Here is a 15,538-nt window from a genome sequence, read left to right as displayed (position 1 = left end):
GTTCAGCCGCGCCCCGGCGGGGCTTCTCGCGCAGTTCCCCGCGCCCCTGAAAGACCAGGCCCTGCGGGCCTGAGGGGCGACGGAGCTGCGGGCCTGACAGGCGACGGGGCTGCGGGCCTGAAAAGCACGGGGCGCAGCCCCTGCTTTCAGGGGCGCGGGGAACTGCGCGAGCAACCACGACGCACCCGCACCCGCCGACGCACCCAACCCCCCACCCCCCTACCGCCCCACCGCCGGAGGCCACGGCACCCCCGGCGCCCGGAAGTACCCCACCCCCAACGCCTCCCACCGAGCAGCCTGCGCGGCAAGCCGCACCCGATACCCGCCCCACCCATGCGCGGACGCCGGCGACCATCCCAGCTCCGCGACCCCCGGCAACCGTGGAAACACCATGTACTCCACGTCCGCCGAGGAATCGATCGTCTCCGTCCACAGCGGCGCCTCGACCCCCCGCACCGCGGCCCCCTCCACCCCCGCCAGGTACGCCCCCGGATCCCAGTCGTACGCCCGCCGCACATCCACGTACCCGGCCCAGTCGAGCCCCAGCGGCGTGTCCTTGTCGTACTTCATGTCGAGGTAGATCCGGTCGGCCGGCGACAGGATGATCCCCGTCCCGTTCCGTGCGGCAGCGGCCACCCGCTCCTTCTCCTGCGCGTCCGTACTGTCCAGACCCCAGTACTGCGCGAGAGCGCCCCGCACCGGAGTGGCCCCGGTCAGCTGGTGCCACCCGATGACCGTCTTCCCGTACTTCTCGACCACCGGCTGCACCCGGTCCATGAACGTCGCGTAGTCCTCGGGGCTGGTGGAGTGCGCCTCGTCACCGCCGATGTGCAGATACCGCCCCGGCGTGAGCGCGGCCAGCTCCCGTACGACGTCCTCCACGAAGTCGTACGTCACGTCCTTGCCGACGCACAGGGAGCTGAAGCCGACCTCGGTGCCGGTGTAGAGCGGGGGCGCGACCCCGTCGCAGTTCAGCTCGGCGTAGGACGCGAGGGCCGCGTTGGTGTGGCCGGGCAGGTCGATCTCGGGGACGACCTCCAGATGGCGGGAGGCCGCGTACCGGACGATCTCCCGGTAGTCGGCCTTCGTGTAGTACCCGCCGGGACCGCCGCCGACCTGCGTGGAGCCGCCGTACGAGGCCAGACGCGGCCAGGAGTCGACGGCGATGCGCCAGCCCTGGTCGTCGGAGAGGTGCAGGTGCAGCTTGTTGAACTTGTAGAGCGCCAGCTGGTCGATGAAGCGCTTGACCTGGTCCACGCCGAAGAAGTGGCGGGAGACGTCCAGCATCGCGCCGCGCCAGCCGTAGCGCGGGAGGTCCCTGACGGTGCCGCCCGCGACCAGCCAGGGGCCCGGCTGCACGGAGTCCTTCTCGACGGCGGCGGGCAGCAGCTGACGCAGGGTCTGCACGGCGTGGAAGAGACCGGCGGGCGCGCGGGCGGTGAGGGTCACCCCGGAGGGGCGGCTCTCCAGGCGGTAGCCCTCCTGGCCGAGACTCGTCTCCTCGGCGGCCAACCGCAGGCGGATTCCGGCCTCCTGGCGCTCGGTGACCGGCAGCCGGTATCCCGTCGAGGGCCGCAGGATGCCCGCGAGGTACTCCCCGATCCGGCGGGCCTCGGGGCCGCCGTCCACGACGATGCGCGCGGCGCTCGTCAGCCGGTACGGCGGTCCGTCCGGCCGGACCGAGGCGGGGGCCGGGATCACCTGCCCGAGCGGGATCGTGACGGCGGCGGCTTGCGCGTTCTCGGACACGGGTGCGGCTCCCACGGCGAACATCCCGGTCGCCACCAGCAGCAGCGAGCCGAGCAGGCGGGTCGATCTGTGGCGCGGATTCACGACGTGCTCCCTCCACCCATCGAACTGTGCGCTCCCCACCCTCACCCCTGCACCCCCTCCAGGTCTAGACCACATCGCCCCACGGCCGGTGGAACAATCCTGCGCATGGCGGAAATCATCCAGCGGGACGGCACGTGGACCTTCGACGGCGACACCCTGCGACTGACCCCGGGCCGCGACAGGAGCGTGAGCCTGCTCCGCAGGACCCTGGGTGAACTCGCGGTGCCTCTGGGCGCGTTGGCGGGCATCTCCTTCGAGCAGGGGAAGAAGTCGGGGCGGCTGAGGCTGCGGCTGCGCGACGGCTCCGACCCGCTTCTGCAGGCTACCGGCGGCCGGCTCACCGATTCCGACGACCCGTACCAGCTGAGCGTCGACTCCGACCGGTACGGCGTCGCCGAGTACGTCGTGGACGAGGTCCGTAACGCGCTCCTCCTGGACGAGGTGCCGGGCGACGCGGTGGACACGTATCTGCTCGCCGGGCCGGCCGTCCCGCTCTCCGTCTCCGCCGGGGACGGCACCGCGAGCTTCGACGGCGACCACGTACGCCTGGAGTGGAACTGGAAGACCGAGGACGCGAAGGCAGCGTCCGGGCCACGGACGCTGCCTCTGGCCGACATAGCCGGCGTCGAGTGGCACCCCTCGGTCGGCCTGGAGAACGGCAGCCTCCGCTTCACCGTGCGGAACGCGCCGACCAAGACCCCGCCCAAGTACGACCCCCACTCCGTGGAGCTGTGGGGCTTCAAGAAGGACCCCTTGATGGCCCTGGTCGCGGCGGCCGTACAGGCACGGCTCCCGCACCCTGCGGCCCCGGCCCCGGCGCCGAAACAGCTCACCGCGCCCCCGTCGCCCCAGGACCGGCCCGCCCCCGAGGAGGACCACGACGCCCTGCTGCGCCGGCTGCGCGAACTGGGCGACCTCCACCGGTCCGGGGTGCTCACGGACGAGGAGTTCACGAGGGCCAAACAGGCGATCCTCAAGCGCATCTGACGCGCGGAAGGACCGCCTGCCCGGCACTGGGCCGTGTTTCGAAAGTGGATCTTTACGAGGCGACCGTCCTCGTAGCGGCCATCAACGAGTGGCTGTGACCAGCGGTCATACGAAGTCGGCCAGGATGGCGCGTGGCGTCAGGAACTCATCGTGGCTCGGTCGGAGTCGCTGCGAAGAACGCAGAATTCGTTGCTTTCGGGGTCGGCAAGGACTGCCCAGCCAGAGCCATCGGGATTCCGGTGAGCGGTGCAGGGCGGTGAGCGGACCGCCCGGGATCCCTGCCTCGCCGCCGGCGCGGAGCAGGATGTGGGACCAGCCGGTGTCTTCCCGCCGAGTGAACCGGAGGCCGCCCGGGCCGGCGCAGCGGGACGCATCCCAGGCCGGCACCAAGTACATGAGCTTGCCGTACATCCGGCCGGTGCGTTCCACGCGGACGGTGCCCGGCGGGATGCCCTGGTCGGTGAGGGCCTGGTCGACGGCCTGGGCGTAGGGCTGTTGCACTTGGAGCCCTAGGGCCTGGGGCTGACCGACGCCCACGCGTCGTCCACGACCGCTACCTCCACCACGGCGACCGCGTCGCCCGCACCGCCGACAGCGCCCTCGCCCCCGGAGGGCCGGAGCCGCCCCAGGTCAACGAGGTGAGGCGGCAGGGTTCTCCAGACACGCCGCCGCGCAGCCACAGCGCGCCATCCGAGCCCGGCAGGACGTCCGCCGGGCTCCGGCGGGCCGGCCCAGCCGCCCGCACCGCGAACGGGGGTGGCGGACTCGGTGAACGCGTGACGACTGCTCGTACAACGGTGGTCGGAGCCCGGGTGATCTTCCTCCAGGGCCATTTACATAGGCTCATCGCACTGATCAAGCAGCTCTCACCAACCAACGGGAGAACCCATGAACGACGCCTTGAGCCGCCGCACCCTGCTCCGCGCGGGAGGAGGTCTCTCACTGGCCGCGGTAGGGCTCGGATACGGCACGGGGGCCGCGTCGGCCGCGGTACCGGCCTCTCAGCGGTTCACGCTGACCACGACCTCCTCGAACGACCTCTACCGGGGCCGGGCGCTTCGGGACGGCACGGTGATGCAGAGCTTCGCCTTCGACCAGACCAACCAGCGGTTGTTCGTGGCCCAGTTGCGCCAGGGCTCGGGGGCCAACTCGGGCGACCTGTGCATCACCGAACTCTCCTGGTCGACCTGGAACGCGATCGGCCACATGTACCTGACCGGCTTCGGCCACGCGGTCTCCATAGGCGCGCAGGCTGTGGGCTCCTCGACGTATCTGTGGGTCGACGCAGTCGCGGACACCAGCGGCTTCGGACAGCGGCTGGGGCGCTTCAAGTACACCGCCGGCACTACGCTGAGCGCCTCGTCGTCGGCGGTCACGAAGCACACGCCCGTCTCCTCGGCGAACCGGCACACCTGTGCCATCGACCCCACGCACAATCGCCTGATCGTGCGCTACCGGCCGACGGGCTCGGCCACCCACCGCTTCGCCGCGTACGACCTGACCGACGCCACCAACGGCAACTTCGGCAGCCGCCTGGTGGACTTCCAGGAACCGTCCCGGATCGACGCCGCGAACTTCCAGGGGTACACGGCATACGGCCAGTACTTGTACTGCCTCACGGGCCACAGCAAGGACGTCACCGGCGAGGCCGACACAGACGCGGTCCTCTGGAGCGTCAACATGAACACCGGACAGATAGCGGAGGAGTTCCTCACCGGGGCCGGCTCCACCCTCCCCTTCCGTGAACCGGAGGGCATGGCCGTCTACACCACCGCCGGAGGAGAGCCCCGCCTCTTCTTCGGCTTCGCCTCCGGTGAGGAAGAGGGCGAACGCCTCTCCAACGTCTTCTACAAGAACGTCCTCGTCTGACGGTCGTCCGGTCCGGTCGACCTGGCCGGACCGTTCAGACAGCTCGAAGCCGCCCATGCCCTCATCTGGCCGGCACGTCCGCGCCGTCATCGCGGGGCTCCAGCGTCACGGCGCCCCTCCCTCACATGGACCCTCGGTGACAGGGGGGCATTCGGTGGGCGGGACAACGCAGCGAGCGCTGTCGCGCACCGCGTCACGCAGCCCTGAAGTCGCGTCAGACCCACTGTGGACAAGGAGGTAAGGAGGTCTCGAGGGATGTACGCAAAGGCGGAATGGCCGATTTCCCGTGCCTCGTGCGCCTGCCGTGACAGAAAAGCATTCTTGTGGTGAGCGGGAGATCGTGTGACGGTTAGTGAACTGACCTGTACATGCGGTCAATGCCTGACCAGTGGATTCACCGCATGCGCCGTATCGGAACGGGCCGGTCAACCATCGGCCCGGAATGGGGGAAAACCATGAACGCATTGCGTGCATCAGCCGGATCGGTTCTCGCTGCAGGCCTGTTGTTCGGCGGCGTCGTCGCCGTACCGGGACAGGCAGGCGCTGCCGAAGGGACCAACGGACACTGCGTGTACAACGTGTCCACGGGCGCTACGGCATGTCACAGCACCTTCCGCGCGGCCGTCGTCGACGCCACCAACGGGAAGGTGACCAACGCTTCGCCCGTAGCCCGTACAGCCCTTTCCGACACGTCGTTCCTGAAGCGGCTGGAGGGGCCCATGCCCGCGGCGGAGGCCACCGCCGCAGCGGCCGACTACGTCCTGTCCATCGAGTACGACATCGCCAACCTCAGCCCCTCCGGCGGCACCCTCACCATCACGGCGGGCGGGCCCTGCGTGGAGGACGGGCAGCGGGACTTCACCGTGAACGACGTCCGGGACGCCTGGCCCTCGTGGAACGACCGGATCTCGTCCTTCCAGGGCTTCAACACCTGCGACGTCAACCACTACGAGCACCAGGTCCGCAACGGCGGTGACACCACCGGCCCGAAGCGCTCCATGACGACCATGGGCGACATGTCCAACAAGACGACCGGGCTGACCTTCGGCTGACCCGAGCCGATCGCCCGCCGGGCCGGTGGCGTCCCTTGCCACCGGCCCGGCGCACGCATGTACCGCCGGTGCGAACCCGCGCACCACCAGTGCGGCCGGTCGGGCGTGACCCCGACCGGCCGCATCCCGCACTGGTCGGCATGGCGCTGTCGACGACGACACCGAGCCCGCATCAGCCGCTGCCAACGACGCGGACACAGCCCAGGCCACTGCCCAGCAGTCAGAACAAGCACATGGCGGTACCAGTGCCACGGCACTGGAAAGTCGGGCGTGCGCCCCGCCTTCCGGGCGCACCCACGGCACTACTTGGCCCTGCGCGCCACCGTGAAGTGGTCGACCTGCGCACCCGTCTCCGCGATCCCCCGCACGGTCAGCGTGGCCCAGTGCCCCTTCGGCGCGGGCTTCACGTCCACCCGCAGGAAGGAGTAGTCGAGGTACCGCACCCGCGACCAGGTGACGGTCTCGTTCTGCTTGCCCCCCTTGGTGTTGATGTACGAGGAGACGGACTCGACCTCGTTCTCGTGACCCTCGTAGGACAGCGGGGCGGTGAAGGAGTAGAGGCTGCGGCCGGCCGCTCCCGCCGTCACGTACACCACGCCCTCGGTCTCCGGGTACGCCGTGCCGCCGATCGGGAGCTTCTTGGTGACCGCGCCCGCCTTGATGACGTCGGTGCGCTCGTACTGGTGGTTGTGGCCGTTGATGACGAGGTCCACCGCGTACTTCTCGAACAGCGGCACCCATTCCTGGCGCACACCGCCCTCCGAGGCGTGCGCGCTGGAGGTGCAGTAGGCGCAGTGGTGGAAGAAGACCACGACGAAGTCGATGTCCTTGGACGCGCGGAACTTCCTGAGCTGCGCCTCCAGCCACGTGGTCTGGGTGCCGCCGGAGATGCCGAGGTTGGCCGGGATCTCGAAGGAGATGTCGTTGGCGTCGAGCGCGACGACGGCCGTGTTGCCGTGGACGAAGGAGTAGACGCCCGGCAGGCTCTTCGGGTCGGGGCCGTTGTCGGGGAGGTTCCAGCGGGCCTGCTCGCCGCCGTAACCGCTGGGCGAGTACCAGGCTTCCATGTCGTGGTTGCCGTACGCGGGCATCCACGGGACGGACTTGGCCACGGACTCGGTCTGGGCGAGGAACTGGTCCCACACGCGGGAGTCGAAGCCGGTGTCGGCGGTCTTGCCCTGGCCGGCCGGGTCGGCGTAGGCGATGTCGCCGGCGTGCAGGTGGAAGGCCGGGTTCTGGCCGAGGAGGAGGCTGTTGTTGGCGAGGCCGTGGTAGCCGACGCCCTCGTCGCCGAAGGCCGTGAAGGTGAACGGCTCCTTGTGGGCGGGGGCGGTGGTGAAGGTGCCGATGGTGCCGGCGAACCGCGGCGAGGCCGGGTCGAAGCCGTCGTGGCCGACACCGTAGTAGTAGGTCCTGCCGGGCTTGAGGTGGGTCAGCTTGGCGTGCACGTAGTACTGGGTGTGGTCGCCGGACGCGCCGACACCGGCGGGGGTGAAGAGGGTGCGGACCTCGGCCTCGATCCTGGCCGAGAGGTGCGAGGCGTGGGTGCCGACCCGGACGAAGGGCTTCTTGACCGGGAGCGGGACCTGCCAGGAGACGGTGATCTCGGTACGCGGGTCGTTGCCGTAGGCGAGGTGGCGGCCGAAGGGGGCGACGAAGGAGCCGTCGACGTGCTCGGCGCTCGCGGCGGCCCGGGTGGGCACCGAGGTGCGGAGCGCGGCCGGGGTGGCGGCCTGGGCCGCGGCCGGGACGAACGCGCCGCCCACGACGGCACCGAGGGTGACCGCGCCGCCTCTGATCATCGAGCGCCGGGAGAACGTGGAGCGCAGGTACTCGTGCTGCTCGGCCATGCTCATGCGCTCGGCCAGCTGCTCGGGTACGCCCATACGAGGTATGTCCATGGTGTCCGAAAGTCGTCGCCTCAGGCGACGGGATACGGGACGCCGGATGGACGGCGCACGAACAGCCACTCATAACACATTCAATGTTCTCCCAAGGGGCCGTAACGGCAGCCTGCCCGATATCGGGCAGGATTCTTGCGAAACGCCCGCCGCTCCCCCAGGATCTACCGAGTGCACGATGAACTTGTCGATCATTTGACGCGATCCTCCCCCCTCAACCGGGGCGAGGCGCTGCGGGTGATCCAGGACGTGCTCGCCTACTTCGACGAGACGACCGAGGTCTACGTCCGTCGCCGCCACCGCGAGCTCCAGGCGCAGGGCCTGGTCAACGCGACGATCTTCGAACGGATCGAGGCGGACCTGAAGTACCGGGCGGTCGCACCGCCGGAGCTCACGCTCCGGCAGCTGCGCCGCATCGTCTACGGCTGACCGGCCACGACCGGTCCGCCACAACCGGCCGGTCACGGCCGACCGTCTACAGCTAGGGGATACGTCTATATGTGCGGGATCGTCGGTTACATCGGCAAGCGCGATGTGGCGCCGCTGCTCCTCGAAGGCCTGCAGCGCCTGGAGTACCGGGGCTACGACTCGGCGGGCATAGTGGTCACCTCGCCCAAGGCCGCCGGTCTGCGGATGGTCAAGGCCAAGGGCCGGGTCCGCGACCTGGAGGCCAGGGTCCCCGCGCGCTTCAAGGGCACCACCGGCATCGCCCACACCCGCTGGGCCACCCACGGCGCCCCGTCCGACATCAACGCCCACCCCCACATGTCGGCCGACAACCAGGTCGCCGTCGTCCACAACGGCATCATCGACAACGCCTCCGACCTGCGGAAGAAGCTCGAAGCGGACGGCGTCGAGTTCCTCTCCGAGACGGACACCGAGGTCCTCACCCACCTCATCGCCCGCTCCCAGGCCACCACCCTGGAGGAGAAGGTCCGCCAGGCGCTGCGCATCGTCGAGGGCACGTACGGCATCGCCGTCATGCACGCCGACTTCAACGACCGCATCGTCGTCGCCCGCAACGGCTCCCCGGTCGTCCTCGGCATCGGCGAGAAGGAGATGTTCGTCGCCTCGGACATAGCCGCTCTGGTCGCCCACACCCGCCAGATCGTCACCCTCGACGACGGCGAGATGGCCACCCTCAAGGCCGACGACTTCCGCACCTACACCACCGAGGGCACCCGCACCACGGCCGAGCCCACCACCGTGGAGTGGGAGGCCGCCTCGTACGACATGGGCGGCCACGACACCTACATGCACAAGGAGATCCACGAGCAGGCCGAGGCCGTGGACCGGGTGCTGCGCGGCCGGATCGACGACCGCTTCTCCACCGTGCACCTCGGTGGCCTCAACCTGGACGCCCGCGAGGCGCGCCAGATCCGCCGTGTGAAGATCCTCGGCTGCGGCACCTCGTACCACGCGGGCATGATCGGCGCCCAGATGATCGAGGAGCTGGCGCGCATCCCCGCGGACGCCGAGCCGGCGTCGGAGTTCCGCTACCGCAACGCGGTCGTCGACCCCGACACCCTCTACATCGCCGTCTCCCAGTCCGGCGAGACCTACGACGTGCTGGCGGCCGTCCAGGAGCTGAAGCGCAAGGGCGCCCGGGTGCTGGGTGTGGTGAACGTGGTGGGCTCGGCGATCGCCCGTGAGGCGGACGGCGGCATCTACGTGCACGCGGGCCCGGAGGTCTGCGTGGTCTCCACCAAGTGCTTCACCAACACCACGGTCGCCTTCGCCCTGCTGGCGCTGCACCTGGGCCGCACCCGCGACCTCTCCGTCCGCGACGGCAAGCGGATCATCGAGGGCCTGCGCAGGCTCCCCGCCCAGATCGCGGAGATGCTGGAGCAGGAGGAGGAGATCAAGAAGCTGGCCGAGCAGTACGCCGAGGCCCGCTCGATGCTCTTCATCGGCCGCGTCCGGGGCTACCCGGTGGCCCGTGAGGCCTCCCTGAAGCTCAAGGAGGTCTCGTACATCCACGCCGAGGCCTACCCCGCCTCCGAGCTGAAGCACGGCCCCCTGGCCCTCATCGAGCCCGCCCTGCCCACGGTCGCGATCGTCCCGAACGACGACCTGCTGGAGAAGAACCGCGCCGCCCTTGAGGAGATCAAGGCCCGCAGCGGCAAGATCCTCGCCGTCGCCCACCAGGAGCAGGAGAAGGCCGACCAGACGATCGTCGTCCCGAAGAACGAGGACGAGCTGGACCCGATCCTCATGGGCATCCCCCTGCAACTCCTCGCCTACCACACGGCGTTGGCCCTGGGCCGGGACATCGACAAGCCGCGCAACCTGGCGAAGTCGGTGACCGTGGAGTAGGGAACTCCCGCACGGGCCGCGCAGACCGCGCAGACTGCACAGACCGCGCAGGCCGCACGACGAAGACGGACCCCCACGTGATGTCGCCCATCACAAGGGGGTCCGTTCGATGACGCCGGGGTCGCCCAACTCCCCGGCGTCGCTGCCAACTACCCGTGGCCGTCACACCACTCCGTCAGGCATCAGGCGGGTTATGCCCTTCACAAGGGCACAAACACCTCTACGCGCCAGTAGACTTACGCGTTCGTGAAAGCGGCGCCCGCCGCCAGGCGTTGAGGCATCAGGCAGGCGTCAGGCGTCAGGGAATGACGATGACCGGCCGCTGTGCCCGCTTGGCGAGCCGGCCCGCGACGGATCCGAAGATCCGCCCGACGATCCCGTGCGTGGACCCGACGACGATCGCGTCGGCCTCGTACTCCCGCCCCACCTCTTCGAGTTCGTGGCAGATGTCGCCACCACGCTCGACGAGGATCCAGGGCACCTCGGCGAGATAGTCGGCGCAGGCGAGTTCCAGGCCGAGGACCTCGGTCCGGTGATCGGGGACGTCGACGAACACGGGCGGCTCGCAGCCGGCCCACACGGTCGTGGGCAGCCGGTTGGCGACATGCACGATGATCAGGCCCGAGCCGGAGCGGCGGGCCATGCCGATGGCGTACGCGAGAGCGCGCTCACTGGACGTCGAACCGTCGAAGCCGACGACGACGCCGTGCTTGAAGGCGGGATCACAGGAGGGACGTGCCTCTTCCGCCGCAAGGGGCTCGGCCGCCGTGTGATCGGCGACGGGCCGCCGCTCGCGGTCCGCGGATTCGAAGAATTCTTGACCGGCCATGGGTGTCTCGGCGTTTGGATCCTCGTGTGGGACGACGTGTAGGGGACGTCGGTGTGCGGCGGAGCCGTGTCCGGGAAACATCTTCCCCAGCCCATACCCCCAAGGGTACGACCGCACGCCTCCTTCGCCCAGATCCCGCACCGGCTGCGCGGGGTTCCAGGGAGCATGCACGAGCACCGCCCCGTAACGCAATGGTTGCTGCCACGTACAGCCGGTTCATCCGGCCCGCCCCGATCCGGCACCCGCCGTCGACGAGTGAACGCTGGCCCTCGCGGCAACCCGATCAGGCGGAACCAGTGACCGACAGCTCGAACAGGCGTTGAACCCCGGTAAGCCGATCCCATGGGAGCCAGGAGGGAGCCCGCAGTGTCCGCGCACCGCACCGCGCCTCAGTCCGCCCCCGAGTCCGACGAGATCCCCCCGCCCCGGCCGCACTCCCCCGAACGCGCCCCCCAGTCCCCGCGCCGCCCCGTGCCGTCACCCGCGCCCCACTCCGCCGACACCGCCACGGACGTGGTCCGCTGGGCGGCCTTCAGCTGCGTCCTCGTGCCGGTCGTCCTCGTCTGGTACGGCACCTCCCTCGCCGGCGCCACGGGCGCGGCCCTGGGCCTGGCCGCGGTCACCGGCGTCTGCCGCGTCCTCCTGCGCCAGTCCGAACGCGGCGCGGCCCGCGCGGCCCACGACAGCGCCGCACACCCTCCGCCGGCCCCCGCGGCACCCGCCCGTTCGATGGCCGAAGATCGCACCCCCCAGCGCGGCCGGCACGGACGCCCCGCCCCCGGGGCGCACAGAGGCGGACGGAACCCCGGCCCGAGTACGCCGGTCGACTGACCGGTTTCCGCGCACACCCCCGTATCTTTTCAGCCAACTTCGGTTACCTGCGTGTTCCTTGGTCGAACACCCCCCCACCCCCCGTTCGACCTGCACCGAAAGGGGTCCAGGGGTCGCGCGCACCCTACGTGGACCGGCCACGGGGACGAGGCGTACTTCCCTGCACGCTCCACGAGTGCAACGCTTCGTGATCGAATGCTTTACGCCAAGTTGCCATGTCGACAATGTGCCGGTTGGCGATCTGGTCACGCCGGCACCACGGGACACAGTAGATTCGATCATGACTGTCTTACGGCGGGGGACTCGTGCAGGACCAAGGGGAAACGTGCAGGAGCGACACAACCGAGGAGCCGCGACCACCGAGGGGGGCTTAGCAGTATGAGCCAGGACTCCACCGCCGCGCCGGAAGCCGCGGCCCGGAAGCTGTCCGGGCGACGCCGCAAGGAGATCGTCGCGGTGCTGCTGTTCAGCGGCGGCCCCATCTTCGAGAGTTCCATTCCACTGTCGGTGTTCGGGATCGACCGCCAGGACGCCGGCGTGCCGCGCTACCGCTTGCTGGTGTGCGCGGGTGAGGAAGGCCCGCTGCGGACCACGGGGGGCCTGGAACTCACCGCACCGAACGGCCTTGAGGCGATCTCGCGGGCGGGCACGGTGGTCGTGCCCGCATGGCGTTCGATCACCTCACCGCCGCCGGAGGAAGCGCTCGACGCACTGCGCCGAGCGCACGAGGAGGGAGCCCGCATCGTCGGGCTGTGCACCGGCGCGTTCGTGCTGGCCGCCGCCGGACTGCTGGACGGCAGGCCCGCGACGACGCACTGGATGTACGCGCCGACGCTGGCCAAGCGCTATCCGTCCGTCCACGTCGACCCACGAGAACTCTTCGTGGACGACGGTGACGTACTGACGTCGGCCGGCACCGCGGCCGGAATCGATCTCTGTCTGCACATCGTGCGGACCGACCACGGGAACGAGGCGGCCGGCGCGCTGGCCCGCCGTCTCGTCGTCCCACCCCGTCGATCGGGCGGCCAGGAGCGCTACCTCGATCGGTCTTTACCGGAGGAGATCGGCGCCGACCCGCTGGCCGAGGTCGTCGCCTGGGCGCTGGAGCACCTCCACGAGCAGTTCGACGTGGAGACGCTCGCGGCACGGGCGTACATGAGCCGTCGTACGTTCGACCGCCGGTTCCGTTCGCTCACCGGGAGCGCTCCCCTGCAGTGGCTGATCACTCAGCGCGTGCTGCAGGCGCAGCGTCTGCTGGAGACGTCGGACTACTCGGTGGACGAGGTCGCCGGGCGGTGCGGCTTCCGTTCGCCGGTGGCGCTGCGCGGGCATTTCCGGCGGCAGCTGGGGTCGTCCCCGGCGGCGTACCGGGCGGCCTACCGTGCCCGTCGCCCCCAGGGCGAGAAGCACAGCGACCACCATGACGGGCCGCACGGCGTCCCGGGGCCGGCGATGTCGCCGGAACACGCCCCGGTGCCGCTGCAGGCCCGCCGCACGGCCGCGGCGAGCGCCCTGGCGCCGTCGGCGTCCCTCTCCGCGGAGGGCGCCAAGCCGGAGCTGTACGCGACGGGCCGCCTGCCGGGCCAGCGCAGCGCGCCGTAGCGCACGGCCGTCCGACGGCCCGGTCCCGCACCGGATCACTCCGTGATCACCCTGGTGCAGGACCGGGCCGTACGGCTGTCACGGGCCGTAAGGTGAGACACATGAACGATCGCATGGTGTGGATCGACTGCGAGATGACCGGCCTCTCGCTGTCCGACGACGCGCTCATCGAGGTGGCCGCCCTCGTCACCGACTCCGAGCTGAACGTGCTCGGCGACGGTGTCGACATCGTCATCCGCCCGCCGGACTCGGCGCTGGAGACGATGCCGGAGGTGGTGCGCGAGATGCACACCGCGTCCGGCCTGCTCGACGCCCTGGCCGGCGGCACGACACTCGCCGACGCGGAGGCTCAGGTCCTGGCGTACGTGCGCGAGCACGTGAAGGAACCGCGCAAGGCCCCGCTGTGCGGCAACACGGTGGGCACGGACCGCGGCTTCCTCCTCCGGGACATGCCCACGCTGGAGAGCCACCTCCACTACCGCATCGTGGACGTCTCCTCCATCAAGGAGCTGGCCCGCCGCTGGTATCCGCGGGCGTACTTCAACAGCCCCGAGAAGAACGGCAACCACCGGGCCCTCGCCGACATCCGCGAGTCCATCGCCGAGCTGCGCTACTACCGCGAGGCGATCTTCGTCCCGCAGCCCGGACCCGATTCGGACACGGCCCGCACGATCGCCGCGAAGCACGTCCTGCCCGCGCTGTGACCTCGTCCACCGGGCCCCTCCGGGCCCCCGAACGCCCCCCACCGAAACGTGTGCGCGGGCACCCCTGAAGACCCTGTACACTTTTTCTCGGCCGGTCGGGGAAGCCTTCGGATGAACCGCCGGTCATGGTGGGTGTAGCTCAGCTGGTAGAGCACCTGGTTGTGGTCCAGGATGCCGCGGGTTCGAGTCCCGTCACTCACCCTGAACAACGAGCCCCGACCTGGGAACCAGGTCGGGGCTCGTTCGCATGCCCTTCCCTTCACGCCCTGCGGCCCGTAGTCACCGGCGGCCCGTTCGGTCAGCGCGGCCGTGCCCGCGCTGGTGATCCGCTTCCGGCAGCGCGCCACAGCATCGACGCGAGCACACCGGTGACGCGGCAACAGCGGTTCCCTCTGGGATCAGCGTGCCGAGAGGCGTCCTGGCACGGCCCGGACAGTCGCACGAGCCCTGCCTCCATGCCATGTGTCGGCGAACTCTCCTGCTCCCGCCTAGCGTTGCGGTGCGCCAGCGGCATACTTACCGACGAGGGAGAACGGTATGGAGCCATCAGAACTCCGCCGGGCGGTCGAGGCAGGACGGGCGACCGCTTCGGAGCTGGGCCTTCAGGCCGACGCTGCACATGTCATCCACAACTCGGACCGTGTCGCGCTGCGTCTGGTCCCTTGCGACGTGCTGGCTCGGGTAGCCCCCTCGGGGCATCTGGCCGATTCCGAGTTCGAAGTCGAGGTCGCTCGCCGTCTCTCAGACGTCGATGCTCCGGTGGCCGGGCTCGCCCCCCGGGTCGAGGCCCGAGTCCATGTGCGCGACGCCTTCGCCATCTCGCTCTGGACCTATTACGAACCTGTGCGATCAGAGATCGCTCCGGCCGACTACGCGGACGTGTTGCTACGGCACCATGCCGCCCTGCGCCGGATCGATCTGGCCGCACCGCATGTCACCGATCGGGTTGCGGTGGCACTGAGACAGGTGACCGACCGACAGCGCTCGCCCGAGCTGCCCGACGCCGACCGGCAGCTCCTCAGCGAGACACTCGCCGGCCTGAGCGCCGCGATCAGCGCCGACACGGCCGGCGACCAGCTACTGCACGGCGAGCCTCATCCCGGCAACCTCCTGAACACGAGGAGAGGGCCGCTTCTCGTGGACCTCGCCACATGCTGCCGCGGGCCGGTCGAGTTCGACCTCGCCCATGCGCCCGAGAACGTGGGACAGCACTATGCGGGGGCGGATCAGACCCTGATCCACCAGTGCCGCGCCCTGAACTGGGCGATGTTCTCGGCCTGGCGCTGGCGCAGGGACGACCAGATGCCCGATCGCGGCCGCTGGAGAGTGGAGGGGCTCAGCCGGGTTCGTGCCGCACTCGATCGCTGCCACCCGAGTTGAACCGGGGACGGGGAGGCCGGGTCCCGCTCCGTTGCACCGTGCGAGGTCTCCCGGTACGCAGCAGCAGACGAACTCGGGCGCACACGTCACGCAGGACACGGACACCAGCAGGAACCGGCAAGGCCGGTGCCCTGGATCACCCGGCCCTTGCCGACCTGGTTGCTGCGGTACAGGGGATCGGTGAGTGGGACGAGGGCATCGGGGCACTGTGCCGGTACCGGCACAGTGAGCCCC

12 protein-coding genes, 1 tRNA gene and 1 pseudogene are annotated in these 15,538 nt (G+C 70.0%); 10 read left to right on the top strand and 4 right to left on the bottom strand.

Translation table 11 applies throughout. The features are described from left to right. Positions 1-219: 219 nt before the first annotated feature. Positions 220-1,833 carry a beta-N-acetylhexosaminidase gene (locus tag ACZ6BB_RS07230; RefSeq protein ID WP_471614318.1) on the bottom strand — a complete coding sequence of 538 codons (1,614 nt, stop codon included), beginning with the start codon at positions 1,831-1,833 and terminating at the stop codon, positions 220-222. 105 nt (positions 1,834-1,938) lie between these two features. Between ACZ6BB_RS07230 and ACZ6BB_RS07225 the strand changes: the two genes are divergently transcribed. Further along, positions 1,939-2,820 carry a DUF4429 domain-containing protein gene (locus ACZ6BB_RS07225; RefSeq protein ID WP_471614317.1) on the top strand — a complete coding sequence of 294 codons (882 nt, stop codon included), beginning with the start codon at positions 1,939-1,941 and terminating at the stop codon, positions 2,818-2,820. Between the two features lie 137 nt (positions 2,821-2,957). On the opposite strand, the pseudogene ACZ6BB_RS07220 reads toward ACZ6BB_RS07225, so the two are convergent. Further along, a pseudogene (locus ACZ6BB_RS07220) lies at positions 2,958-3,062 on the bottom strand (VOC family protein); the annotation flags it as partial. 646 nt (positions 3,063-3,708) lie between these two features. Between ACZ6BB_RS07220 and ACZ6BB_RS07215 the strand changes: the two are divergent. Continuing rightward, a complete protein-coding gene (locus ACZ6BB_RS07215) occupies positions 3,709-4,689 on the top strand; it encodes a phage baseplate protein (RefSeq protein WP_471614316.1) in 981 nt (326 codons plus the stop codon). A 569-nt stretch (positions 4,690-5,258) separates the two neighbouring features. Continuing rightward, on the top strand, positions 5,259-5,741 hold the full coding sequence (locus tag ACZ6BB_RS07210) for a hypothetical protein (protein WP_471614315.1): 483 nt from the start codon (positions 5,259-5,261) through the stop codon (positions 5,739-5,741). A gap of 302 nt (positions 5,742-6,043) precedes the next feature. On the opposite strand, the gene ACZ6BB_RS07205 is transcribed toward ACZ6BB_RS07210, so the two are convergent. Next, positions 6,044-7,627 carry a purple acid phosphatase family protein gene (locus ACZ6BB_RS07205; RefSeq protein ID WP_471614717.1) on the bottom strand — a complete coding sequence of 528 codons (1,584 nt, stop codon included), beginning with the start codon at positions 7,625-7,627 and terminating at the stop codon, positions 6,044-6,046. A gap of 186 nt (positions 7,628-7,813) precedes the next feature. On the opposite strand from ACZ6BB_RS07205, the gene ACZ6BB_RS07200 reads away from it, so the two are divergent. Together ACZ6BB_RS07200 and glmS are read left to right on the top strand one after the other, a co-directional pair. Then, positions 7,814-8,071: a hypothetical protein gene (locus tag ACZ6BB_RS07200; RefSeq protein ID WP_013003380.1), complete on the top strand. Its 258-nt coding sequence runs from the start codon at positions 7,814-7,816 to the stop codon at positions 8,069-8,071. A gap of 69 nt (positions 8,072-8,140) precedes the next feature. Then, complete coding sequence (gene glmS / locus ACZ6BB_RS07195) at positions 8,141-9,958, top strand: glutamine--fructose-6-phosphate transaminase (isomerizing) (RefSeq protein ID WP_471614314.1); 1,818 nt, start codon at positions 8,141-8,143, stop codon at positions 9,956-9,958. 298 nt (positions 9,959-10,256) lie between these two features. Here the strand turns inward: glmS and ACZ6BB_RS07190 are convergent, their stop codons facing one another. Then, on the bottom strand, positions 10,257-10,787 hold the full coding sequence (locus tag ACZ6BB_RS07190; RefSeq protein WP_046918788.1) for a universal stress protein: 531 nt from the start codon (positions 10,785-10,787) through the stop codon (positions 10,257-10,259). A gap of 366 nt (positions 10,788-11,153) precedes the next feature. On the opposite strand from ACZ6BB_RS07190, the gene ACZ6BB_RS07185 reads away from it, so the two are divergent. From ACZ6BB_RS07185 to ACZ6BB_RS07165, 5 genes are all read left to right on the top strand, one after another. Next, the gene (locus ACZ6BB_RS07185; protein WP_471614313.1) at positions 11,154-11,618 is read left to right on the top strand and encodes a hypothetical protein; all 465 of its coding nucleotides are present in this window, start codon (positions 11,154-11,156) and stop codon (positions 11,616-11,618) included. Positions 11,619-11,996: 378 nt separating this feature from the next. Then, a complete protein-coding gene (locus ACZ6BB_RS07180; protein ID WP_471614312.1) occupies positions 11,997-13,220 on the top strand; it encodes a helix-turn-helix domain-containing protein in 1,224 nt (407 codons plus the stop codon). A 101-nt stretch (positions 13,221-13,321) separates the two neighbouring features. Beyond that, positions 13,322-13,924, top strand: a complete 603-nt coding sequence (gene orn / locus ACZ6BB_RS07175) for an oligoribonuclease (RefSeq protein ID WP_046918406.1) — start codon at positions 13,322-13,324, stop codon at positions 13,922-13,924. Positions 13,925-14,052: 128 nt separating this feature from the next. Beyond that, positions 14,053-14,125: transfer RNA gene (locus ACZ6BB_RS07170), tRNA-His, on the top strand. 336 nt (positions 14,126-14,461) lie between these two features. After that, entirely contained in the window at positions 14,462-15,304 is an 843-nt protein-coding gene (locus ACZ6BB_RS07165) for an aminoglycoside phosphotransferase family protein (RefSeq protein WP_471614311.1), read from the top strand. Positions 15,305-15,538 lie beyond the last annotated feature (234 nt).

The organism is Streptomyces sp. NPDC041108 (assembly GCF_055592645.1).
The sequence above is the reverse complement of the archived record's forward strand: the minus strand, read 5'-3'. Positions and strand labels throughout refer to the sequence as shown.